Source organism: Labrenzia sp. ATLA3 (genome assembly GCF_057180185.1).
Genome location: NZ_JBXUKV010000003.1, coordinates 52,991 through 75,967 on the forward strand (window position 1 = coordinate 52,991; position 22,977 = coordinate 75,967).

Annotated in this window: 21 protein-coding genes; 3 read left to right on the forward strand and 18 right to left on the reverse strand. The window is 61.1% G+C overall.

The genetic code is table 11. The features are described from left to right. Positions 1 to 43 precede the first annotated feature (43 nt). On the reverse strand, positions 44 to 484 hold the full coding sequence (locus AC2A6O_RS08130; protein ID WP_498926405.1) for a translation initiation factor IF-3: 441 nt from the start codon (positions 482 to 484) through the stop codon (positions 44 to 46). 330 nt (positions 485 to 814) lie between these two features. Here AC2A6O_RS08130 and infC point away from each other — a divergent pair, with 330 nt between their 5' ends. Both infC and AC2A6O_RS08140 read left to right on the forward strand, forming a co-directional pair. Beyond that, a complete protein-coding gene (infC, locus tag AC2A6O_RS08135; RefSeq protein ID WP_148583521.1) occupies positions 815 to 1,354 on the forward strand; it encodes a translation initiation factor IF-3 in 540 nt (179 codons plus the stop codon). 302 nt (positions 1,355 to 1,656) lie between these two features. Next, complete coding sequence (locus AC2A6O_RS08140; protein ID WP_498926406.1) at positions 1,657 to 1,800, forward strand: hypothetical protein; 144 nt, start codon at positions 1,657 to 1,659, stop codon at positions 1,798 to 1,800. A 76-nt stretch (positions 1,801 to 1,876) separates the two neighbouring features. Here AC2A6O_RS08140 and AC2A6O_RS08145 read toward each other — a convergent pair whose 3' ends face one another. The 17 genes from AC2A6O_RS08145 to AC2A6O_RS08225 form a co-directional block, all read right to left on the reverse strand. Then, positions 1,877 to 2,467 carry an HAD family hydrolase gene (locus AC2A6O_RS08145; RefSeq protein ID WP_498926407.1) on the reverse strand — a complete coding sequence of 197 codons (591 nt, stop codon included), beginning with the start codon at positions 2,465 to 2,467 and terminating at the stop codon, positions 1,877 to 1,879. A gap of 114 nt (positions 2,468 to 2,581) precedes the next feature. After that, entirely contained in the window at positions 2,582 to 3,595 is a 1,014-nt protein-coding gene (locus tag AC2A6O_RS08150) for a LacI family DNA-binding transcriptional regulator (protein WP_148583523.1), read from the reverse strand. 7 nt (positions 3,596 to 3,602) lie between these two features. Beyond that, on the reverse strand, positions 3,603 to 4,766 hold the full coding sequence (locus AC2A6O_RS08155; RefSeq protein WP_498926408.1) for a dihydrodipicolinate synthase family protein: 1,164 nt from the start codon (positions 4,764 to 4,766) through the stop codon (positions 3,603 to 3,605). A 28-nt stretch (positions 4,767 to 4,794) separates the two neighbouring features. Beyond that, positions 4,795 to 5,109 (reverse strand): Dabb family protein, encoded by a 315-nt coding sequence (locus tag AC2A6O_RS08160; protein ID WP_498926409.1) that lies wholly within the window; start codon positions 5,107 to 5,109, stop codon positions 4,795 to 4,797. Then, positions 5,106 to 6,698, reverse strand: a complete 1,593-nt coding sequence (locus AC2A6O_RS08165; RefSeq protein WP_498926410.1) for a GMC family oxidoreductase — start codon at positions 6,696 to 6,698, stop codon at positions 5,106 to 5,108. Before AC2A6O_RS08165 ends, AC2A6O_RS08160 begins: the two co-directional genes overlap by 4 nt. 25 nt (positions 6,699 to 6,723) lie before the next feature. After that, positions 6,724 to 7,482 (reverse strand): 3-ketoacyl-ACP reductase, encoded by a 759-nt coding sequence (locus AC2A6O_RS08170; protein ID WP_498926411.1) that lies wholly within the window; start codon positions 7,480 to 7,482, stop codon positions 6,724 to 6,726. Continuing rightward, a complete protein-coding gene (locus AC2A6O_RS08175) occupies positions 7,479 to 8,963 on the reverse strand; it encodes a GMC oxidoreductase (RefSeq protein ID WP_498926412.1) in 1,485 nt (494 codons plus the stop codon). Before AC2A6O_RS08175 ends, AC2A6O_RS08170 begins: the two co-directional genes overlap by 4 nt. 3 nt (positions 8,964 to 8,966) lie before the next feature. Then, positions 8,967 to 10,076 carry an ABC transporter ATP-binding protein gene (locus tag AC2A6O_RS08180; protein ID WP_498926413.1) on the reverse strand — a complete coding sequence of 370 codons (1,110 nt, stop codon included), beginning with the start codon at positions 10,074 to 10,076 and terminating at the stop codon, positions 8,967 to 8,969. A gap of 4 nt (positions 10,077 to 10,080) precedes the next feature. Continuing rightward, a complete protein-coding gene (locus AC2A6O_RS08185) occupies positions 10,081 to 10,944 on the reverse strand; it encodes a carbohydrate ABC transporter permease (protein WP_498927068.1) in 864 nt (287 codons plus the stop codon). A gap of 8 nt (positions 10,945 to 10,952) precedes the next feature. Next, positions 10,953 to 11,858, reverse strand: coding sequence for a carbohydrate ABC transporter permease (locus tag AC2A6O_RS08190; RefSeq protein WP_498926414.1), 906 nt, complete (start codon positions 11,856 to 11,858; stop codon positions 10,953 to 10,955). 165 nt (positions 11,859 to 12,023) lie between these two features. Next, entirely contained in the window at positions 12,024 to 13,268 is a 1,245-nt protein-coding gene (locus AC2A6O_RS08195) for an ABC transporter substrate-binding protein (protein WP_148583532.1), read from the reverse strand. 488 nt (positions 13,269 to 13,756) lie between these two features. After that, on the reverse strand, positions 13,757 to 15,277 hold the full coding sequence (locus tag AC2A6O_RS08200) for an aldehyde dehydrogenase family protein (protein WP_498926415.1): 1,521 nt from the start codon (positions 15,275 to 15,277) through the stop codon (positions 13,757 to 13,759). Next, entirely contained in the window at positions 15,274 to 16,047 is a 774-nt protein-coding gene (locus AC2A6O_RS08205) for an enoyl-CoA hydratase/isomerase family protein (protein WP_498926416.1), read from the reverse strand. Before AC2A6O_RS08205 ends, AC2A6O_RS08200 begins: the two co-directional genes overlap by 4 nt. Further along, on the reverse strand, positions 16,044 to 17,618 hold the full coding sequence (locus AC2A6O_RS08210) for an acyl CoA:acetate/3-ketoacid CoA transferase (RefSeq protein ID WP_498926417.1): 1,575 nt from the start codon (positions 17,616 to 17,618) through the stop codon (positions 16,044 to 16,046). Before AC2A6O_RS08210 ends, AC2A6O_RS08205 begins: the two co-directional genes overlap by 4 nt. Before the next feature lie 3 nt (positions 17,619 to 17,621). Then, the gene (locus AC2A6O_RS08215; protein WP_498926418.1) at positions 17,622 to 18,620 is read right to left on the reverse strand and encodes a Gfo/Idh/MocA family protein; all 999 of its coding nucleotides are present in this window, start codon (positions 18,618 to 18,620) and stop codon (positions 17,622 to 17,624) included. Positions 18,621 to 18,841: 221 nt separating this feature from the next. Next, entirely contained in the window at positions 18,842 to 20,959 is a 2,118-nt protein-coding gene (locus AC2A6O_RS08220) for an ATP-binding protein (RefSeq protein ID WP_498926419.1), read from the reverse strand. Then, the gene (locus AC2A6O_RS08225; protein WP_148583538.1) at positions 20,960 to 21,703 is read right to left on the reverse strand and encodes a response regulator transcription factor; all 744 of its coding nucleotides are present in this window, start codon (positions 21,701 to 21,703) and stop codon (positions 20,960 to 20,962) included. Between the two features lie 212 nt (positions 21,704 to 21,915). Between AC2A6O_RS08225 and AC2A6O_RS08230 the strand changes: the two genes are divergently transcribed. After that, positions 21,916 to 22,956: an ABC transporter substrate-binding protein gene (locus tag AC2A6O_RS08230; RefSeq protein ID WP_498926420.1), complete on the forward strand. Its 1,041-nt coding sequence runs from the start codon at positions 21,916 to 21,918 to the stop codon at positions 22,954 to 22,956. Positions 22,957 to 22,977: the final 21 nt, after the last annotated feature.

Genomic DNA, 22,977 nt, shown 5'->3' on the forward strand with positions numbered 1-22,977 from the left:
GCTCTTGATGCGGAGGCGCTTGGCCTGATCGCTCCATGCCCGGTCAGGCTCCGTTGGGCCTGTCCCTTTGCTCCACCCCCTTGCCTCCAAACCAGCAGCCGGACGTCCTTCCGGCAATCAACCAGTAAATGCCACCGGCAATGAAACCGGCTGCAAGCGCAACGGCGCTGCCGGGCCTGAAGGCAGTGTCCGGAGTCTCGGCACCAAGTGTCCAGACAGCAAACGCGATCAGGCCGGCTGCGCCAACATGAAACAGGAAACTGCGCAGCCTTGCCGCCTCCGCCACAGCAATTGCCACGGCGGCTGGTGCCAAGGCCGTGGCACCGACAACGCTTGCGCCGACGAGACCGCTGCCGACCATGGTCGCAAACGCGATTGGATCGGTTTCAGGATGCCCGGCCCGGAAAAAGCCCCAGGCCAGGAACAAGCCGCAAGACAAAACCGCGAAGATGAAACCGAACGCGATTCTGAGAAGCTGCAACATGAATTTCCCGCCGTCCAAATCGGTATCCTTCCTTGATATGGGCAAGCTGACTGCTTACTTGACCATCTGCCGGTGCGATTGCAACCTTTGCAAACCGGCAGGCACCTGACTGGCCCTGAACCGGCTGGCCAGCGCTTAAGGCCCTGAAAATGTGACCGCCTGTCGAAAACGGTGTTTTCGCTTGACTTTTTGCCGGTTTCGCAGGACTTTGAGAGATGGTGTTAGGCCATAACCATATCAGCACCTTGGTACCAGCGTTCCGAGGTTTTTTGTGTATGGATCGTAGCCAAGACCTAACGCCAAGTAGAAACGAAAGAGGAGTTTGCGACCATTCGCCGTCCGTTCCGCGCCCCGCCTCCTACGAAGGAAGGCCCGCGCACAAACCATGAAATTCGCGTTCGCGAAGTCCAGTTGATCGATCATGAAGGCGCCAACCGTGGCGTCATCCCGACAGAAGAGGCGATGGGCATCGCCATGGATGCCGGGTTGGATCTAGTTGAAATCCAGCCGAATGCGAATCCGCCTGTCTGCAAGATCCTGGACTATGGCCGGTACAAGTACCAGGCTCAGAAGAAAGCAGCAGAAGCCCGCAAGAAACAGAAGACCGTCGAGATCAAAGAGATCAAGATGCGTCCGAACATCGACACGCACGACTACGAAGTGAAGATGAAGAGCATGTTGCGGTTCTTTGACGAAGGCGACAAGGTGAAGGTCACACTCCGTTTCCGGGGCCGCGAAATGGCCCACCAGGATCTGGGCATGAATCTGCTCAACAAGGTCCGTGAGGAAACCAACGAAATCGCCAAGGTCGAATCCTCGCCGAAGCTGGAAGGCCGCCAGATGGTGATGGTGTTGGCGCCGATCAAGTAAGCCTCAGCGAATTAGCGCATTCGAATGTCTGAAAACCCCGCTTCGGCGGGGTTTTCTCGTTTTCAGGCGGAAAAACCCGCCCTTTTGAAAAATGCTCCTCCGGCATGTCACATCGACTGCTGCTGTCTTGTCATTCCCCGCGAGCCGCAAGCGTGTGCAGGAGAAGATGATGAGGAACGAAGGGAATGCCTTGACCGGACTTCGAAAGCCAAACCCGGCAAACGATCGTGAAAAGATAAACATCGCCGTCGTTTTTCACAGTGGCTATGGGCACACGGAACGTCAGGCAGCGGCAGTCAGGAATGGTATCGAGGATATCGACGGACTGCCGGGATTCGGTGACCGAGGAAGATGGCGGCATCGTCCAGACCACCGCGCTGCAGATCCAGGACGGCAAGATCTGCGCGGTCTCTGTTATCCGCCCCCCGAAAAACTCCGCCACCTGACGGCAACTATGCAAGACGCCGTGCTCAGACCTATTTTTTGACCTGAGCAGCACAGGGCGTAACACATCTTGCAGCTTTATCCGATCAGCCGGTTCACATCCACGACCGGCATCCCAGCGTTATGCGCTGCCTCAAGTCCCTGGTGGCTGTCTTCGAACACAAGGCACTGCTTGGCCGCAACACCAAGCCGGGAAGCTGCCTCAAGGAAGAGATCGGGCGCCGGTTTGGCGTGGGCAACATCATCGATAGTGACCACCGTTTCGAACAACGGCAGCAGCCCCGTCTCCTTCAGCGACGCCAGCACCACCTCCCTCGGCCCGCCCGAGGCGACCGCCATCGGCATTTTGCCGTGAAACCTCCGCGCGATAGAGCTTATGACTTCGATCTCGCTGACGTCGCCAATCCGGGCCAGCACCGCCGAGCGCATTTCGCGAACCGCCAGATCGCGATCCACCGAAACGCCATGCTCGGCGTCATAGTCATCCAGAAGCACATGTTCCGACATGCCGGCGCGGGCGTGGTACCAGTCCGGCTCCATATGATGACCGGCAGCCTTGAAAGCATCCTGCCAGGCGCCGGCATAAAGGGCCGGCGTTTGCACCAGCGTTCCGTCGCAATCGAAAATCAGGGCCTGCGCCTGTTGAAGACGCGTCTCCAGCTCGTTCATGTCAGTCAGCTTTCAGTGTGGCTTGTACGCAATTCGATATTGCCAGGGATAGTTGACGGGTCGGAGCGAAGCCGCCCGTCAATGCCGGCAACGAGGCCTCGCGAGAACACCCGGTCATTCATCGAAGCCCAGTGTTGACTGCCGTTTTATCAGTTCAACCGGATAATGTTTCGTGTCCGGCGGCCTGACGCCGTCGACAATCCAGGCCAACATCGCTTCGGCAGCATTGCGGCCGAACAACGCGGTGTCGCACCGGACTGAGCTCAGCCTGGGATAGGCCAGCGAACATTCCTCGATATCGTCAAAGCCGATGATCCTGAATTCCTGGCCGACCTTGACGCCAAGTTCGGCAAAACCGCTGAGCATGCCGAGGGCAACCAGATCGCTGAAACAGATCGCGGCTTCCAGACCCTCATGTTCTTCCAGGATCTTCAACGCGATTTCCCTGCCGGACTGTCTGGACGGCCGTCCGTGAAAGATGGTCGGCGCAAGTCCGTTCGCCTGCATCACGCTTCGATAGCCGGACATGCGTTCCAGCGTGATCGGCCGGTCCGCAAGACCGCCGGCAAAGGCGATCCTACGACATCCCGTATCGATGAGGTGCTGCGTGGCAGCTTCGCCTCCAAAGGCATAGTCATGCGAGGCGAAGGGAAACAGATCCGTGCGGTCGTCCAGCTGGCGCAGCACCTGCATGGTCGGGATGCCGGCCCGCTCGATCCGCTCGAACGGGCTTTCGTCACCGCCATAGGTCGGCGAGATGACGAAGGCCGATACGCCATGCTCGATCATGCTGTCGATCACCTGCGCCTGGATTTCCGGATCCTCGTCCGTGTTGGCGATGACTGTGGAGTAGCCCTTGCTGGCGAAAGTCATCTGCGCACTGGCGGCAAATTCGGTGAAGAACGGGTTGCGCAGGTCATTGATGATCAGGCCGATGAGACCGGAGGCTGCCCCGCGCAGGCCCGCTGCGGAGCGGTTATAGACGTACCCAAGCTCATCGATGGCTCTGGTCACCTGGTCCCGCGTCGACTGTTTCACCAGCGACGAATTCTGAAGCACCAGCGAAACGGTGGATTTCGAAACCCCCGCCTGTCTCGCAACATCCAGAATTGTCGGTCGCTTTTTCATGAAAGGTCTATCCGATCCCGTGCAGTTTCAGAAGCAGCCCCATGCGCTCCTCGGCGATCTCCGGCTTTGACAACAATCGAGCCTGATCTGCAAGCCGGAAGACTTCCGCATAGTGAGCAATTTCACGCGAGGACTGGAAACCGGCCGGCATGATGAAGTGGCTCTGGGCATCGTTCAACCAGGCAAGGAAGGCGATTCCGGCCTTGTAGAACCGGGTCGGCGCCTTGAAGATTTCCCGGCTCAGCGGAACGGTGGGTGCAAAGAGGGCGTGATAGGTTTCAAGATCACCTTCCGCCAACGCCTCCAGGGCCTGGCTCGCCACCGGCGCAATCGCCGCGAAGGCACCGAGCAGCGCATGCGAATAGTGTTTGCCGTCACCTGCGATCAGATCCGCATAGTTGAAGTCGTCACCGGTATAAAGCCGCACACCGTCCGGCAGACGCGCCCGGAAGGCTTCTTCGTGCGCCTGATCGAGCAGCGAGATCTTGATGCCGTCGACCTTGGCCGCGTGGCTTTCGATGATGGCGAGCACCGCGTCGGACGCCGCCGCGACGTCGGTCGATCCCCAATAGCCGGTGAGCGCGGGATCGAACATATCGCCGAGCCAGTGCAGGATAATCGGCTCCCGCGCCTGCGTGATCAGCCGGCCATAAACGTCGGCATAATCGTCCGGCCCCGCGCCGATGGCAGGAAGCGCCCGCGAGGCCATCAGGATCGCCTGCCCGCCTGCCGCCTCGATCGCCTCAAGCTGAACGGAATAGGCCGCGACGATGTCGTCGTTGGTCCTGAGCTTTTCAAGCGGCACCTGATCCGTGCCAGCACCGCACGCAACGCGCGGCTTCAGCGGATGCGCCTTGGCCTCTTTCATGGTGCGTTCGATCAGTTCCTTCGCCGTTGCCCAGTCAACGCCCATGCCGCGCTGTGCCGTGTCCATGGCCTCGGCCAGTCCGAGGCCCTGGTCCCACAGCCAGTGCCGGAATTTCAGCGTGTTTTCCCAATCGACCGCCGGAGACCCGACCCAGGGATCGCGCTCGCGCAGAGGATCGGACACCACATGCGCCGCGGCAAAAGCGGTTCGGGTCAGCGGCACGCGCGGTGCGCGCGGGGTCAGGGCTTCGCCGGTGAGGCTGTAAGGTCCCAGCTGGTTTTCGTAAGTGGGCAGGGTCAGCATGATACGCTCCGGAAAACTTGGCGGCCGGTCAGGCCGGAACGGGAATGTCGAGGACGAGAATGCCGTCGATCCCGCCGATGGCATTGGCGACCAGCCTGGCGCCAAGCGCCTTGTGGTCCGGATGGGTCTGGTAGGCTTCCAGCGCATCCCAGCTTTCGAAATCGACGGTGAAACCGTGCATATAGCCGCGTTCGATCTGTTCCGGGCTCTCGCTGCGGCCCGAAACGATCTCGCCGATGCCGGACACATGGTCGCGAATGCTTCTGAGCTCCTGAAACAGGCTTTCGATCAGCTCTTCGGCAACGTCCGGCTGAAACTTGATGAGAACGATATGACGGATCATGACAGCGCCCCGTGGTCTTCGCGGATCATGTCGGAGGCTTTCTCACCGATCATGATGGCCGCGGCATTGGTATTGGAAGAAATGACCCTCGGCATGATCGAGGCATCGACCACACGTAGCCCCTCGATGCCGTTGAACCTCAGGCGTGGATCGACCACCGCCTTGTCGTCGGACCCCATGCGGCAGGTGCCTGCCGGATGGTGGGAGGTCTTTGAGTGTTCGCAGATGAAGCGGAAGTAGTCTTCGTCCGTCTTCACTTCCGGTCCCGGCAGGTGCTCGGCCTTGATGAAAGGCTTCAGCGGAGCCTGCGCCAGAATTTCCTGCGTCAGTTTCAGGCCTCGGATCGACATGTCCCGGTCCTGGCTGTCCTGCAGGTAATTCGGGTCGATCAGTGGTGCATCGGCTGGATTGGAGCTCTTCAGGCGCACGCTGCCCCGCGAGCGCGGGCGCAGATAACAGGAATTGAGCGTCACGCCGCCGTTGGGCATGGCGGCAACACCGGATTCAATCCCCGTACCGAGACCGAGATGAAACTGCAGGTCCGGCGAGCGCGCATCCGGGTTCGCGTACCAGAACCCGCCCGTCTCGAAGAGGCTGGAGGACACCGGCCCGCGCCGGGTGAGCAGATACTGCAGGCCCGCCAGCACCGACAGATGTGGCTTGGCATAGCGGTCGTAGGTGTGTGGACCGCTGACCTCGCAAATGCAGTAAAGGTCCAGATGGTCCTGCATATTGGACCCGACCTCTGGCTGATCATAGGTGATATCGATACCGAGCTTCCTGAGGTCGTCCGCCGGACCGATGCCGGAAAGCTGCAGCAGCCTGGGCGAGCCGATGGAGCCGGAAGACAGAATGACTTCCGTCCCGGCCGTCAGGCGGGTCCCGTCGATCAGCTCGACACCTGTCGCCCTGCCCGTCTCAACCACAATGCGGCGCACCTGCGCACCGGTCTTGATGTGGAGATTGGGCCTGCCCTTGTTGGGTGCAAGATACGCCATGGCGGCGGAAGACCTGCGGGCATTGCGCTGTGTCAGCTGGTAGTAGGCAACGCCGTCCTGCTTTTCCCCGGTGACGTCCTCGTTCTTCGGAATGCCGAGCGCGGCAGCAGCTTCGAAATAGGCTTCGCAGATCGGCAGCGGGGCACAGGGCCTCGACACTCCGAGCGGGCCGCCCTTGCCATGGTAGCGGTTGTCGTAGGTGTCGTTGTCCTCGGCCTTGCGGTAATAGGGCAGAACGTCTTCATAAGCCCAGCCCTCGCAGCCCATCTGACGCCACTCGTCGTAATCAAGTGCGTTGCCGCGAGTGTAGATCTGCGCGTTGATGGCCGAACCGCCGCCGATCACCTTGGCCTGGGTATAGCGGAACACCCGGCCCTGCATGTGCTTCTGCGGCACCGTGTGCCAGCCCCAGGACCCGATGCCCTTGGTCATTTTCGCAAAGCCGGCAGGCAGGTGATAGAACGGATGCCAGTCGCGTCCGCCTGCCTCCAGCAGCAGCACGGAAACGTCCGGGTTCTCGGTCAAACGTGCGGCAACAACCGAGCCGGCGCTGCCACCACCGATGATGATGAAGTCGTAGCCTGTTTCCATCTGCAATCTCTCAGAACAACTCGCTCTAAAGCCGGGGGATCGACAGACCGCCGTCCACCGCGAAGGTCGAGCCGGTTGCAAAGGCCATGTGGCCTTCGGCAATCGGCACAATGATTGAGCCGACATCGGCGGGCTGCCCCCAACGGGCAGCAGGCACCAGACCGTCTTCGATCCGGGCCGTGTATGTGTCTTTCACACTGGCAGTCATGCCGGTTTCGATGATACCTGGCCGGAGTTCGAAGACCCCGATGCCATGCGGTGCAAGCCGAACGGCGAACAGCTCCGCCATCATCGCCGCACCTGCTTTCGACAGGCAGTATTCCGCCCGTTCGATTGACACCATCTCGGCGCTGACCGAGGTGATGAAACTCATCGAGCGATAGCTGTCGGACGGCTGCTTCAGCATGCGTCTCGCCACTTCCTGCGCCAGGAAGAACGCTCCGCGCAGATTGACGCCCATGACGAAGTCGAAACTGTCGGGCGCAAGATCCAGCATGTCGCCCCGGATCCTGGCCGGAACGCCCGCATTGGAGACAAAAGCCGTCACCGGTCCGAGATCCGCTTCCACCCGGTCGAGCAGGACCGTGCAATGGTCGATGTCCAGAAGATCGTGCCGGAAATAGGTGCCTTTGCCGCCGAGGCTGTTCAGGGCGTGAACCACCTCCGAAGCCTCCGTCTCTTCCTGCGCGGCGATAGCCACTCTATAGCCCGCATCCGCGAGCGCCCGTGAAATACCGAGACCGATGCCGCGCTGACCGCCGGTCACAAGTGCGATCCTCGTCATGCCGCCAGATCCTTCTTGATGGTTTCGGCGGCGCGCAGCGCCAGAGCGGCGACAGTGAGGGCCGGATTGACGGCGGCCGAGGTCGGCAGCGCACCGGCATCCGTCACGAAAAGGTTCGGATGGTCCCAGGACCGGCACTCCGGATTGAGCACGGAGGTCTCGGGATCATCGCCCATGCGCACGGTGCCGCACTGATGCGACGGCACCCTGCCGTCGAACAATCGCGACAGCACCATCGGAAAACCAGCCTCTCGCAAGGTCTTGCGGGTCTTTTGGACCAGCTTCCTGTGCGCTGTCATGTTGGACCGCCGCCAGATCAGCTGGATCTTGCCGTTCTTGAGGACAACCCGGCTTTCCGGATCGGGCAGGTCTTCTGAAATCAGATAGAGATCCAGGGCATGACCGGAGATCCAGCGGGCGGCGGCTTTGGGCAGCCGTGGCACCTGAATCTTCAGGATATCCGGTGTTACCCGGCCCAGAAGCTGGACGTTGCCCAGAGGCATGCCGTCCTCGCCATCATCAAGATACCAGTCATTCAGGCCGAAGGTCTTCTGATAGACGGAGGTGTTGCGGAAGCGCGGATCGATGGCAATCATCGCCGTCGCGTTGTGATTCATGAAACAGCGGCCGACGTTGTCCGAAAGATTGGCAACGCCGGACCGCAACAAGAGCGCTGCAGACTGGACCGCCCCCGCGCACAGGGCGACGACACCCGGTGTCAGGCAGTGATCTTCGCCGTCCTTGCGGTAGTGAACTTCCTCGATCTTGCCGAACATGGCTCCTGTCTTAAGCGCGGTGACGTCCGCGCCGGTGACGAGGGTCACGTTGTCATGGGCAAGAGCGACCTCCAGCGCGCAGGTTTCCGCATCCATCTTGCCGCATCGAAGATCAGGATACCCGTCCCAGCCGGTCTGCCCGGCATCGAGCCATCGGTCGATATCGACCCCGAGCGGCAGACTGAACGGCCGGACACCAGCCTGTTCCAGCCGCCGTCTGGCAATGCGGATCGCGTCTTCGTCCGGCACCGGTGGAAACGGATATGGCTTGCCGTGCTGCGGTTCTGTCGGGTCAGAGGCCGTATCGCCCCGGACCTGGAACAACTGCTCCGCAGCATCGTACCAGGGCGACAGTTCGTCATAGGAAAGCGGCCATGCCGGAGAGAGGCCGTCATAATGCTCCAGCACCCCGAAGTCCTCTTTCCGGTAGCGGATCAGCACCGCACCGTAGAGCTTCGAGTTGCCGCCGACGTTGTAATAGTTGCCAGGCTCGAACGGATTGCCTTGCCCGTCGAGCCAGGTTTCCGGTGCCCGGAAGGCGCTGTTGGTATAGATACGCCAGGGGTCCCGGGCCGGTGCATCGTCCGGTATCCGGTAGCCCCGCTCCAGGATCGTGACCCTGGCTCCGGTCGGAGCAAGGCCGGCGGCAAGGGTTGCACCACCCATGCCGCTACCGATAATCACGATGTCGGGCGCCGTGTTCATGGGTCAGGCGATCCGGTTTTCGGTCTTCGGGTCGAAGGCGACCGCCTTTTCCATGTTGAAGGCAAACGGGAAAACGTCCCCTGCCTTCACCGCAACATCAGCCCGAAAACGGCCGGTCACATCCTTGCCGCCAATCTGACTGACGACGAATGTGTCGGACCCGGCCGGCTCGGTGACTTCTACCGGCGCCTCAACGAGGTGAACCGCCCTGGAATTGCGATCCGCACCATCCCTGTCCGTGATGGCTTCCGGCCGGATGCCGAGAATGATGTCCCGGCCGATGCTGGAAGACAGGGCGTCGGAGGCGAACGGAATGGCGGCCTTTTTGCCGTCCGCCAGCGTGACTTCCGCCGCCGGCTTGCTGTCCGCCGAGACGACCGTGGCCGGGAACAGGTTCATGGACGGCGACCCCATGAAGCCGGCCACGAACATGTTGGCCGGATTATCGTAGATCTCCTTTGGCGTACCAAGCTGCTGGACATAGCCACCGAACATGACCGCGATCCGGGTCGACAGCGTCAGCGCCTCTATCTGGTCATGGGTCACATAGACGATTGTGGTGCCAAGCTTCTGGTGCAGCTTCTTGATTTCCGTGCGCATGTCGACACGCAGCTTCGCATCCAGGTTCGACAGCGGTTCGTCGAACAGGAACACATCCGGCTCGCGCACCAGCGCCCGACCCATGGCGACACGTTGGCGCTGACCACCGGAAAGCTGGCCTGGCTTGCGGTCGAGCAGATGGCTGATCTGCAGAAGATCGGCCACCTGTCCGATGCGCTTTTCGCGTTCCGGCTTGGCGATGCCGTGCATTTCCATGCCGAAGGAGATGTTCCCGGAAACGGTCATGTTGGGGTAAAGCGCGTAGGACTGGAACACCATGGCGATGTTGCGGTCCGCCGGCTTGACGCCGTTCATGCTCTTGCCCTTGATCGCGATCTCGCCGGAGGTGATGTCCTCCAGGCCCGCGATCATGTTGAGCAGGGTGGACTTGCCGCAGCCGGACGGGCCGACGAGCACGAGAAACTCGCCCTCTTCGATGGAGATGTCGGTTTCATGCAGGACCCGCAAGGATCCATAGGACTTGGTCGCCTGCTTGATGTCGAGAAAGCCCATTGTCTTATCCTTTTACCGAGCCTGCCATCAGACCGCGCACGAAGTAGCGGCCCGCGACGATGTAGACGAGAAGGGTTGGAAGCGCGGCCATGATCGCGCCGGCGAAATGCACGTTGTATTCCTTCACCCCGGTGGAGGATTGCACCAGGTTGTTGAGGGCAACGGTCATCGGCTGGCTGTCGAAATCGGAGAAGGACGCGCCGAACAGGAAGTCGTTCCAGATGTTGGTGAACTGCCAGATGACGCAGACCACGGCAATCGGCCCGGACGACGGCAGCAGAATACGCCAGAAGATCCGGAAGAACCCGGCCCCGTCGATCTGCGCCGCTCGCACAAGCTCCGTCGGGAAGGCCGCGTAGTAGTTGCGGAAATAAAGCGTCGAAAAGCCGATCCCGTAGACGAAGTGCACGAAGATCAGACCCGGCACCGTGCCGGCGAGCCCCATCAGCCCCAGCATCCGGGCCATCGGGATCAGCACCATCTGGAACGGAATGAAGCAGCCAAACAGCAGAAGGCCGAACAGGATGGTCGCCCCGCGGAACGTCCATTTGGTCAGCACGTAGCCGTTCAGCGCGCCAACCAGCGTCGACAGGGCAACTGCCGGAACCACCATGATGATGGAGTTGAGGAAGTAGGGCTTCAGACCCGTCGCCTCGACGCCGACCTGTGCGGTCGACCAGGCACTTTCCCACGGAGCGATGGTCCATTGCTTTGGCAGGGACATCATACCACCCGACGTGATCTCGGACAGCGGCTTCAGCGAGTTGACCACCATCACGTAAAGCGGCAGCAGGTAGTAGATGCAGAACAGTGCGAGCAGCAGATACAGGATCACGCGGGCCGGACGCAGAGAGGAAGACCTGGACATCGTCGACATCACTTTTTCTCCCTGAGCTCGGACCAGAGGTACGGCACGATGATCGCGGCAATCGTCATCAGCATGATCACGGCGGAGGACGCACCGATGCCCATCTGGTTTCGGGTGAAGGTGTAGGAATACATGAAGGTTGCCGGCACTTCGGTTGCGGTTCCCGGCCCGCCGCCCGTCAGGGCGATGACCAGGTCATAGGACTTGATCGCCATATGGGCGAGCACCACGAAGGCCGACATGAAGGCAGGCCGCAGCTGCGGGATCACGATCCGGCGGTAAAGCGCGAAGGTGGACGCCCCGTCGATCTGGGCGGCTTTCATCATCTCGCTGTCGATGCCGCGCAGGCCCGCCAGGAACATCGCCATGACGAAGCCGGACGTCTGCCAGACCGCAGCGATCACGATGGTGTAGATCGCAAAGTTCCGGTCCTTGATCCAGTTGAAGGTGAAGGTTTCCCAGCCCCAGCCGCGCACCACGGCTTCGATGCCGATGCCCGGGTCGAGGAACCATTTCCAGGCGATCCCGGTCACGATGAAGCTGAGCGCCATCGGATAGAGATAGATCGTGCGGATGAAGCCTTCTGCGCGGATCTTCTGGTCCAGCAATATCGCCAGCAGCAGCCCAAGGACGCAGCAGATGGTGATGTAGAGAACGCCGAACACTACCAGGTTCGAAACGGCGGTATCCCAGGCACGGATCCTGAAGAGGTTTTCGTAGTTGTGCCAGCCGACCCACCCGAAGGAGGGCAGAATGCGGCTGTCCGTGAACGACAGGTACAGCGTGAAGGCGATGAAGCCGTAGACGAAGATTGCCACGATGGCGATCGTCGGGCTCAGCACGAGTTTGGGCAAAGCATCACGCAGTCTGTCAACAACGGAACCGCGCGGGTTCGCCGTTTCAGAGAGAGACATCTTGAGTTCCCCGACCTGGAGCACTGGTGCCGGCGTTCGAATGAACGCGCCTGGCAGCTCTGAGACTTGGGATCCGGCCGACCCGGGAACGGTTGCTCGCAACCGCGCGTCGGTCCGCCGAACCGGTGGGAGAGCGGTGAAGGATCACCGCTCTCCGCGTGGCCGTTACTTGTTGATCTGTACGGCGGTCACGAGTTCCTCAACAGCGGTTTCGCTGTCGTATTCCCCGTTGAAATGCGCCGTGATCACGTCGTACATGGCATTCTTGATGGCTGCCGGGTTGGCGTGGCCGTGCGCCATGGAGCCATAGAGGTTGCCGCTGTCGGCAGCCTTTTTCAGATCCGCCATGCCCTTCTTGCCGCAAGCATCGAAAGCCTCGTTCGAGACGTCCGTCCGCGCCGGAACGGAGCCCTTCACGACGTTGAACGCAGACTGGAAGCTCGGCGACAGGATCGCCGTTGCAAGTGCAGCCTGCTCCTTGCCGACTTCCGGACCCTGCGCGAACATCGCAAACTGGTCGGCGTTGAAGGTTACCTGGTCCTGGGTGCCCGGGAAGCGGAAGCAGAGGAAATCCTCATCCGGCTTCTTGCCGGCATTCAGGAACTCGCCCTTCGCCCAATCGCCCATCATCTGGAAGGCCGCATCGCCGTTGATGACCATGGCGGTCGCAAGGTTCCAGTCACGGCCGGAGAAGTTGTCATCCACGTAGGAGCGGATCACGGCCATGCGGTCGAAAGATTCCTTCATAGTGTCGGAGCCAAGCGCTTCCTCGTCCAGATCGATGAAGGCCTTCTGGTAGAACTCGGGTCCACCGGTGGCCATGACGACTGCGTCGAAGATGGTCGCATCCTGCCAGGCCTGACCGCCATGAGCGATGGCCGTCTTGCCCGAGGCTTTCACCTTTTCCAGAGCAGCAACAAATTCGTCCCAGGTCTGCGGGGGCTCGATGCCGAGCTCGTCGAGGATGGCCTTGTTGGCCCAGACCCAGTTCGTGGAGTGCACGTTCACCGGTGCGGCGACCCACTTGCCGTCATACTTGGAGAATTTCTGCAGGGCTTCCGGAACCACTTCGTCCCAGCCTTCCATACCGGCCAGGATGTTCAGGTCGGCGAGCGCGCCTTCCTTGGCCCAGTCGGTAATGTCGAAGCCAAGCATCTGCACGGCGGTGGGCGGGTTGCCGGAGGTGACGCGGGCGCGCAGCACGGTCATGGCCTGAGTCCCGCCGCCACCGGCTACAGGCATATCCTTCCAGCCGATGCCCTGGCTTTCCAGATCCTGCTTCAGAACGTTGAGAGCGGCAGCTTCACCACCGGACGTCCACCAGTGCAGAACTTCAACATCGGCGGCGGATGCCATGCTTGTGCTCATTGCAAGGGCGGCAAGGCCCAGCTTCAGCGATTTCAAAGACATTGTATTCCTCCCATAGAGTGCCCTGAGGCGTTTCGAGTGCCGGAGCCCGGCATTCGAGTGTCACGCAACGTTGCTCGCAACGTTGCAAACTGGAGCGCATTCAGCGATTTTCATTGCGCTCGAGAATCGGCAAGTTTCGTTTGTTCTCCAGACCATTGAGGCGCGTGTTTCAGTGCCGTATGGCAGCGTATTTTTCCGTTGTAATTTTTGAAAGCCTCCACTTGGACGTGACTGGCTTTTCACGCCAGAACGCATCGGCTCAAGTGAACGGGCATGACGCGAAAAACCGTTGACCCTGCTGGCGGCCGCCACGCGGAAAAACGGCCTCGCCCCACCTTGCGCGCACTGGCGCAGGAGATCGGCTTTGCCGCAACGACGGTTTCCAGCGCTCTTGCAGGCACCCCCAAGCTCGGCAGAGCCTCCAGGAAGGACATCCAGGTCGTCCTGAAGCCCGTGGGCGCTTTCTCGATTTCGCACCAGCCTGATCATCATGCCACCCATGGAGCCCGTGTCTTGCCGATGCGCATGGTCACGGTCTTGGCTTCCAGAAATTCGTCCAGTCCGTATTTGCCAAGCTCCCGTCCCTGACCGCTTTCCTTCATGCCGCCAAAGGGAAGTTCGGCAAAACCGTCCATCCAGGTGTTGGTCCACACCGTGCCCGCATGGGCCCGGCGTGCGAATTCCAGGCAGGTGTGCACGTTCTCGCTCCAGACACCGGCGGACAGGCCGTAATCGGCGTCGTTGACGAGTTCAATCGCCTCATCCAGCGTCTTGAAAGTCAGCACCGACAGCACCGGTCCGAACACTTCGTCACGGGCAATCGGCATGTCGCTTTTCACATCCGCAACGACCGTGGGCTGGTAGAACTGACCGCCCAGACCGGGCACGGTCAGCGCCTCACCACCCAGACGGACGGTCGCCCCGGCCTCTGCGGCATCGCGCACATATTTGTCGATCTTGCTCTGGTGGTCGGGCGTGATGATCGCCCCGACCTTGGTCGATGGGTCCAGAGGGTCGCCGAAGGGCACCTTGCGCGACAGCTCAACCGTCGCCTTCACGAATGCCTCGGCAATGTCTTCGTGCACGATGATCCGGGATCCGGAATTGCAGCATTCGCCGGCATTGAAATAGACACCGAAAACGACCGCATCGACGGCGCTTTCAAGATCGGCATCGGGGAAGATGACCTGCGGGTTCTTGCCGCCAAGTTCCAGCGAGACCTTCTTCAAGGTTCCGGCCGCCGCCTTGACGATGGCCTTGCCGACACCGGTCGAGCCGGTGAAAGTGACCATGTCGACACGCTTGTCGGCGGTCATCGCCGTTCCGACCGGATCACCATAACCAAGGACAATGTTGACGACCCCGGCCGGAATACCGGCTTCGATGCAGAGTTCACCTAGAATGACCGTCGTTGCCGGGGTCATTTCGGAGGGTTTGATAACCGCGGCGCAGCCGGCGGCGAGCGCGAAAGGCAGTTTCTGCGACACGATCAGGAACGGGAAGTTCCAGGGCGTGATGATAGACACCACCCCAACCGGCTCCTTGAGCACCAGACCAAGCATATCGCTGCCGAGCGAATTGTAGCTTTCGCCATGCATGGTGCGCGCCAGCGAGGCAGCAAAGCGCCAGATGTCGGACGCACCTTCGATTTCCGCCATGGCCTGGCTGATCGGCTTGCCGGATTCCAGCGTTTCCCAATAAGCGATCCGCTCCCTTTCCCGGTCGATCAGGTCAGCGATCTTCAGGAGAAGCGTTGCCCGCTCCTTGCCGCTGGTGCGCGACCAGCGCCCCTTGTCGAAGGCAAGCCGCGCCGCAGACACCGCTGCATCAACGTCGCGTGCACCACCCTTCGCGGCCCGCGTGACAACGCTGCCATGGGACGGGGACACGCGGTCAAAGGTGGCCCCGTCAGCGCTCTGGCGCCAGTCGCCATCAATCAGGTGGCGGGCAACGAAGGGCTCGGCCGGCAGTTTTGCTTCGCTGATGGAAACGACGTTCAGGTCACTCATGACTTTACTTCCAGGAAATTCGGTTTGCGCTTTTCGCGAAAGGCGGTGACGCCCTCGTTGCGGTCTTCGGTCGGGCTGATCATGCCGGAGCCAAGCGCCTCGATCATGGCGCTGCGGTCTTCGCCGACGGCTGCGTGGATCATGTATTTGGCCACTTCCACGGCCCGGGACGATTTGCCGGCAAGCTTCTCGGCCATTTCGAAAGCAGCTGATGCCGGGTCGTCGGAAATCTCCGCGGCAAAGCCCGCAGCAAAGGCGCGTTCTGCGGAAATCCGCCGGCCGAACAGGGCCATTTCCTTTACCATCGGCTCCCCCAGCAGGCGGATCAGCCGCTGCGTGCCGGACCAGCCCGGCACGATGCCGACAGACGCTTCCGGCAGCGCCAACATTGCCCTTGGCGCCATCACGCGGATATCGGCAGTTGCCGCAAATTCCAGTCCGCCGCCAAAGGCGTGGGCGCCAAGCGCGGCCACTGTCGGCTTGGAAAGCCGTGCCAGCCGGTCGAAAACCCGGTGGCCTTCGCGCACCCAGTGGCGGGCAAAGTCGTAAGGCGAAAGCTCGGACCATTCGAGAATGTCCGCCCCAGCGCAAAAGGCCTTGCTCTCTGCCGCCGTAATCACCACGGCAAGAATGGACGCATCGCGTTCCAGCTCGTCGCAATAAGGCTCGACGGCTTTCAGCATGTCGAGCGTGAACGCGTTCAGCTTGGCTGGATTGTCCAGCTTCAACTCGGCAATCGACCCGTGACGGATGAGATGCAATGCGCTCACAGGCTCAGCTCCATCCCGCTTCTGGACAGAAGAGCTTTCGGCATCTCGACCAGATCGTTGGCAAGCCGGACCCGGCCCCTGGAGGCATCGACGATGTCCCGTGCCGGATCGATGCCCGGCATGACCTCCGTTGCGACCAGTCCCGCGTCCGTCAGATGAATGACGCAGCGCTCGGTCACATAGATGACGTCCTGGCCGAGTTCCTTCGCCCTGCGGCCGGAGAAAGTGACGTGCTCGACTTCGTCCACCATCTTGGTGAACTTGCCCGGCGTCCGGACCTTCAGCGCGTCTTCCGTCAGCTCCAGATCTGCGCCCGCTTCAAACAAGCCCGAGAACACGATCTTGCGCGCATTCGCGGTGATATCGACAAAGCCGCCGCACCCAGCCGTCAGATACGGCTTCTTGCCGAGCTTGGAGACATTGACGTTGCCGTCCAGATCGATCTCCAGGAAAGACAGGAAGGAAACATCGAAACCACCGCCCTGGAAATAGGTGAATTGCTGAGGCGACGGCATATAGGCATCGGCGTTGGAGGCACAGCCGAAGGCAAACCCCGTCAGCGGCATGCCACCGGTCGCACCCTGTTCGATGGCCCAGGTGACAGCCTGTTCCTGACCGGCTTCCAGCAGCACGCGCGGCACCATGGCCGAGATACCGAAACCGAGGTTTGCCGTCTGACCGGATTTGAGTTCCATTGCCGCCCGGCGCGCGACAACCTTCTCGATGCCATGCTCCGCCAGCGAGAAACTGGACCAGGGCCGCATGATCTCACCGGAGATGGCCGGGTCGTATCCGGTTTCCGTGGTCTGGCGCTGATCGGGATCGACGACGATGAGATCGACCAGGTGACCAGGCACACGGACATCATGCGGACGCAGAGAACCCGAGGCTGTTACGCGCTTGACCTGCGCGATCACCAGACCGCCGTGGTTGCGCACCGCAATTGACTGCTCGAGGCCACCAAGGTAGGCGCCCTCATGTTCATAGGTGAGATTGCCACGTTCGTCCGCTGTCGTTGCCCGGATGATCGCGACATCCGGCACGATATTGGGAAAATGCAGCCAGGTTTCGCCGCCAAGTTCCAGCCGCGACACGATCGGCCGCTCGGCCGCGACATCATTCATGGCACAGCCCTGGCGGATCGGATCGACGAAGGTGTCGAGACCAACCTTGGTCATGACGCCCGGACGCCGGGCAGCAACGTCCCGGTGCATGTCGAACAGAATGCCGGAGGGCACGTTGTAGGCAGCCACCCGGTTTTCCACCAGCATCTGCCAGATCGCCGGCATCGGCAGGTTGGACGGCCCGGAAGGATAGGAGCCTGCGACGATGGTCGACAACAGGCCGTCCTTGGCAAGGTGATCAATCCCCTTGATGCCGTACATGTCGCCGGCAGCAATCGGATGGAGCGTCGTAAGATTTCTCGGGTGCCCTTCACTGTCGAACCTTGCGCCGATGGCCTCAAGGATCTTGTCCGGGCACCCGAGACCGGAGGAAGAGGAAACGGTGATGACCGCGCCATCCTGAATGCGGGCGGCGGCATCCGCCATGGAAACGATCTTGGAGGCCATTGCTCAAAAGCCTCCATAGTTGATGGCAACGGCCTTGCCGGACTGAGCAGCTTCGCGCACGGCGAGCGCAACGGCGAGCGACTTGATCCCATCGACGCCATCCGCGGAAGGACGCCCCTTGCCGTTGACCGCACCGGTAAAGAGACCCAGCGCGCGGTGGTAGAGATTGTGCGTGTCATAGGAGATCGCGTGTTCGCCATCCGCATCGACCAGCCGAACCTCGCCAACAGGCTCCTGGGTCATGACATTGCGAGCAAAGATCGACCCATCCGTGCCGTGAAACTCGATCCCGGTTCCGGCAAATTTGTGCGTGAAGCTTTCATGAGACTGCACCATGGCACCCGAGGGCATCGACCAGACGGACATCACGCTGTCCTCGACCCCGTCTCCCAGGCCTGATGCCGCAGCCTTGGCAACGACCTCCTGCGGGTCTTCGCCCAGGTGGAAACGGATCGTGTCTGCGTCATGCACGGTGATGTCTGGAATGACGCCACCACCGGCAGCCGCGTCGTTGATACGCCAGCCACGCAGCGCGTCCGGCAGATTGACCGCATGGAAGACACGCGCACTCAGCACCTTGCCGATGCGGCCGGACGCGATCAGTTCCCGGATGGCGAGATGGGACCCGGCATTGCGCAGATGGTGGTTGGTGGCAAAGACCACACCCTTGCCGGCTGCGGTGCGCACCATGTCACCGGCCTCGTCCAGGGTCATGGCCAGCGGCTTTTCGCACAGCACATGCTTTCCGGCAGCTATCGCGGCCAGTGCCTGCGCATGATGTTTTTCATTGGTGGTGGAAATATAGACCGCGTCCACGGTGTCATCGGCCAGAAGCGCATCCAGATCCGTGAAGCTCTCGGCAATGCCATGCTCACGGGCATAGGCTTTACCGCGGGTTGCGTCCGAGCTCAGGACGGACTGGATGTCGGCATCCTGCGAACGGATGGCATCGATCATGTAACTCGACGCAATACGGCTCGCACCGATAAGGGCCCAACGCATCCATTCCTCCCGAAAACTTATTATTTTGGAACGTTCCAATTTCTTGATTGGAAGAATTACTGGAACGTTCCAAACGAGTCAAGGGTGGAATACTACGCAGACGTAAATTGCGGAGCGAAGGACGCGATCGGCAGTTGGATGACCCAGCACTCAACCGGGCGTTCGTGGCGCTCTCAAATACGATGAGCCGGGAAACCTTCCGCAGATGAATACTCAGCGCCTCAGGAAACCGCTTCGATGCTCGGGGTAGCCAACCCGACCTCTTCCACGTCCTTCGGAAACCGCAGTTCGACAGTCGTGCCCTTGCCCGGCTCGGAAAAGATATTTGCCGTGCCGCCGCTTTGGCGAACGAAACCATAGACCACGGCAAGCCCGAGCCCGGCGCCGCCTTCGCTTGTCTTGGTGGTGAAATAGGGTTCGAACGCCTTGTCGACCTCTTCCCGGCTCATGCCAATGCCCGTGTCCCGGACGGAAACCACGACAGCTTCGCCAGTCGAAAAGGTGGAGACCTTGACCTCACCGCCGTCCGGCATCGCCGCCGCCGAATTCAGGCAGAGGTTCAGTACGGACTGCTCGAACAGTTCCGGGTCCAGCACCAGCGGCGGCAAGCTGTCGTCCAGCTCCAGTTTAAGGCTGCATTTCTCGCCAATGGCGATTTCGAGAATGTCAGCCATGCCGCGTAGCAATGAAGACATGCCGATGCGGCTGAGATTGGCCGGTTGCTGGCGTCCGATGGTCAACATGCTGCTGGCAAGCGAGCGCCCCCGGTCGGCCGCCTTGCGGATGCGCGCGATGTTGCGGGCCTGACGGTCGTTGAACCCACCCTCCCGCTCCAGCAGCCCGAGGCTACCGGTAATGATGCCGATGGTGTTGCCAACCTCGTGGCTGAGCTGGTGCGTCAGCCGCATGATGCCATCAAGCCTCTGGGCCTTGGCCGCCTCTGCCTCCTGCCGGTCCAGAAGCGTCACATCCCGGGCGAGCAGAACGACACCGTCGTCGCTCTGCCGCGACAGCGAGATTTCCGTAACAGTCCCGTTTTCAGAACGATGGCGTACGGAAAAAGGCGCACTCAGGGGCCGGCCGTCCGGGGCGCCCGGAAGCAACTCTGTCCGGACTTCCGGAACAGGCTCCAGAAACTGGACCAGCGGCAGCTTGCGCGCCGCACCCTTGTGGCCCAGCAGCTCGATGACCCTCCGGTTCATGGTCACCGGCTGGCCGGTGGCATCGAAGATGGCAATGCCTTCGTTCATACTGCGGAAGGTGGACCGGATCGTCCGCGCCGCAGCTTCTGCAGTACGCCGCAACCGGGTGACCCGGTCGACGCTTTCCTTGAAGGCGAGAAAGGCCTGCTGCAGATCCAGGAGTTCCGTTTCATTGCCCTGATAGACCGGCGGTCCGACATCCTTCTGCCCCTTGGCAAGAGCGTTCATGCCGCTGGCCAGGGAGACGATGCCCTTCGACACCCGGATAACCGAGCGGATCGATATCACCGCCATGGTCAGCACCAGCAGCGAAGCCACGGCAACGATCACCAGAAGCTGCTGCAAGGTGGCCGAAGTCGACTGGAAATCCCTGTTGAGGGTTTCCGTCACGATGCCCGACTGGGTTTCGGTGGCAAGGGAGAGTTCGCGCGCAACCGTGTGCAGTCTGGCAATCGCAGTGCGTACAGCGAACATCTCCAGCAGATAGCTGGTCTGTGCCTCGAAAACCCGCTCATAGGGCCTGAGGTCTGCCGGTGGCAACGAGGCCGAAGCCATGCCTGCCACATAGCGCCGCTCCAACTCGCCTAGCTGAAACAGGCTGCCCGCGCTCGAAACCGAATGCACGATGGCGTTCAGCCGCTGGCGCAGTTCCTTCTGGCTCGCCGTGTCTGCAACCGCGATCACGCCCAGCGCGGAGGACACCTCCTCCTTGTAGTGTTGCGCGGTTTCGGCCTTGGCAGACAGCGCGAGCGTCTGCGCACGGATCTGGCCGAGCAGTTCGAAGATCCGCGTGTTGGCAGCCCGGTAGGTTTCCTTGCCCGGCGGATAGTCGGGCAGCGAACTCAACAACTGGTCGACCTGCTCCACCAGCAGCCGGCTCTTGCCGGAGACGGTGTATGGCGAGGTCGCATTCATCAGAAAGGGCGCGCTGGAGACAAGGTCAGACACCTGCCGGGAAACGAGCGCGGCATCGGCCAGGCTGGTGAAGGCCTGCAGCCCATAGGCGGCGGTTTCGTCGCGCGCCTTCAGAAGGCCGTAGATCGCGATGGCCGACAGGGTAAAGGCGACGGCACAGATCAGCGCAATGGCGGCAGGCAGCCTGAAGGCGATGGAGGAAAGAACCGACCGGCTGATCATTTAAGATACATGGGCCGGATCCCGGTGCAGGATGTAGCCCTTCCCCCGCCGGGTTTTGATGTGTTGCGGCAGATCCGGATTGCGCTCGATCTTGCGGCGAAGGCGCAGGACCAGAACATCGACGTTGCGGTCGATCAGCCGGTCTGTTTCCGCCCCCAGCTGTTCCAGGATCTTCGTCCGGCTCACCGGTTCGTTCGGCGTCGCGGCCAGGATCTCCAGCAGAGAGAACTCCGATGACGTGAGCGTCCGTGTGGGATGAGACGTGCAGACGGCCTTGCGATTGACGAGATCGATCACCCAGTCGCCCAGAAGCAGAGCGGTCGGTTCGTGCTGAACGTTGACCGTCTCCTTGTCGGCACTCCGCAGGGACGGGTGCAATCGCCGGAGCACCGCCTTGATCCGGGCAGTAAGTTCAATCGGCTCGAACGGCTTGACCACATAATCGTCGGCAGCGGTTTCAAGACCCAGCACACGCTCCGCCGCGCTGCCGGCAGCCGTTACCATGACGATGCCGATATCCGTCTGCGACCGCAGCTTCTGGGCAAACACCCGGCCGGACATGCCAGGCAGGTTATGATCGACCAGAACCAGGTGGAAAGCATGCTCCGGCAGGATCCTGGCAGCCTCTTCCGCCGAACGCGCGGCAACCGGCAACCAGCCCTCGGCTTCCAAGAGGTCCGATATCAATTCCGCCATATCCTGATCGTCCTCCACGATCAGGATCTTGATGCCTTCGTTCAGCAAACCTATGTCCTCCCAAGTGGCATCATATGCATAGAGCCGCGTTATGCAAATCCTTGGTTTTTCAATTGCTTGTCACAATTGTAAGGCTTGTAATATTTGTAACTCTTTTCTTTCGCCAGCGAAACAACAGTAACCATTCTCCTGTTGCGAACACTGCCACGTCTGCCATGGTAACAGCTGTCCGGGACCTGGGTTCCGGGCTGGGAGGAAACATGAAATTCATCACGTCACTCGGAGCGGGTGCGGCCGTATGGCTGTCGCTTTCGCTCAACGCCGCTTCGGCGCAGGACCTGAATGTCCTGTGCGCGGTGCAGGTCGAGTGGTGCCAGATGATGGAAGCCGTCTTCGAGGAGAAGACAGGCCTTGATGTTTCCATGGAACGCAGAAGCACCGGCGAGATCCTCGACAGGATCCGGGCCGAACGTGACGCGCCAAAGATCGACGTTTGGTGGGGCGGCACCGGCGACACGCATCTGCAAGCTGCAGGCGAAGACCTGCTCGAACCCTACCAGCCGGCAAACTTCGATGACACGCTGCCTTGGGCGCAGAATTTCTTTCTGATGTCGGGCGGCAAGGCCGCCGGCATTTACGCGGGCGCTCTCGGCTTTGGCTATAACTCGGAAACGCTGGCCCGCCTTGGCCTTGAAGCGCCGTCCTGCTGGAAAGACCTGACAGCCTCGCAGTACAAGGGCCTTGTTCAGATGCCTAACCCGAATTCCTCGGGAACCGCCTATACAATGCTGGCAACGCTCGTCCAGCTTCTGGGTGAAGACGAGGCTTTCGAGTATCTGGCCGCTCTCGCACAGAATATCGACCGTTTCACGGTCTCCGGCGCAGCGCCGGTTCAGGCAGCCGCCCGCGGTGAGACGGGGATTGGCATCTCCTTTATCCACGATGCCGTGACCCAGAAACTCGAAGGCGCCCCCATGGTCATCGTCGCCCCCTGCGAGGGTACCGGCTACGAGATCGGCGCCGTCAGCATCGTCAAGGGTGCCCGCCATCCGGAAGCCGCGCGCCGGTTCGTCGATTTTGCACTGAGCCCGGAAGGCCAGGAAACCTGCGCTGCCTCAGGACAAAACCAGATACCCGCCAATGCCAGAGTATCTCTGCCGCCGGCGGCCCCCGATATCTCACTCATTCGCATGGTCGACTATGACTTCGCTACCTTCGGGTCGCCCGACCAGAGACGAAGACTGCTCGACCGTTTCGACAAGGAGGTGCTGCAGACGGCAACCCCTGTAGCCATCCAGTAAAAGACGAGGTCCCGCCCGGCA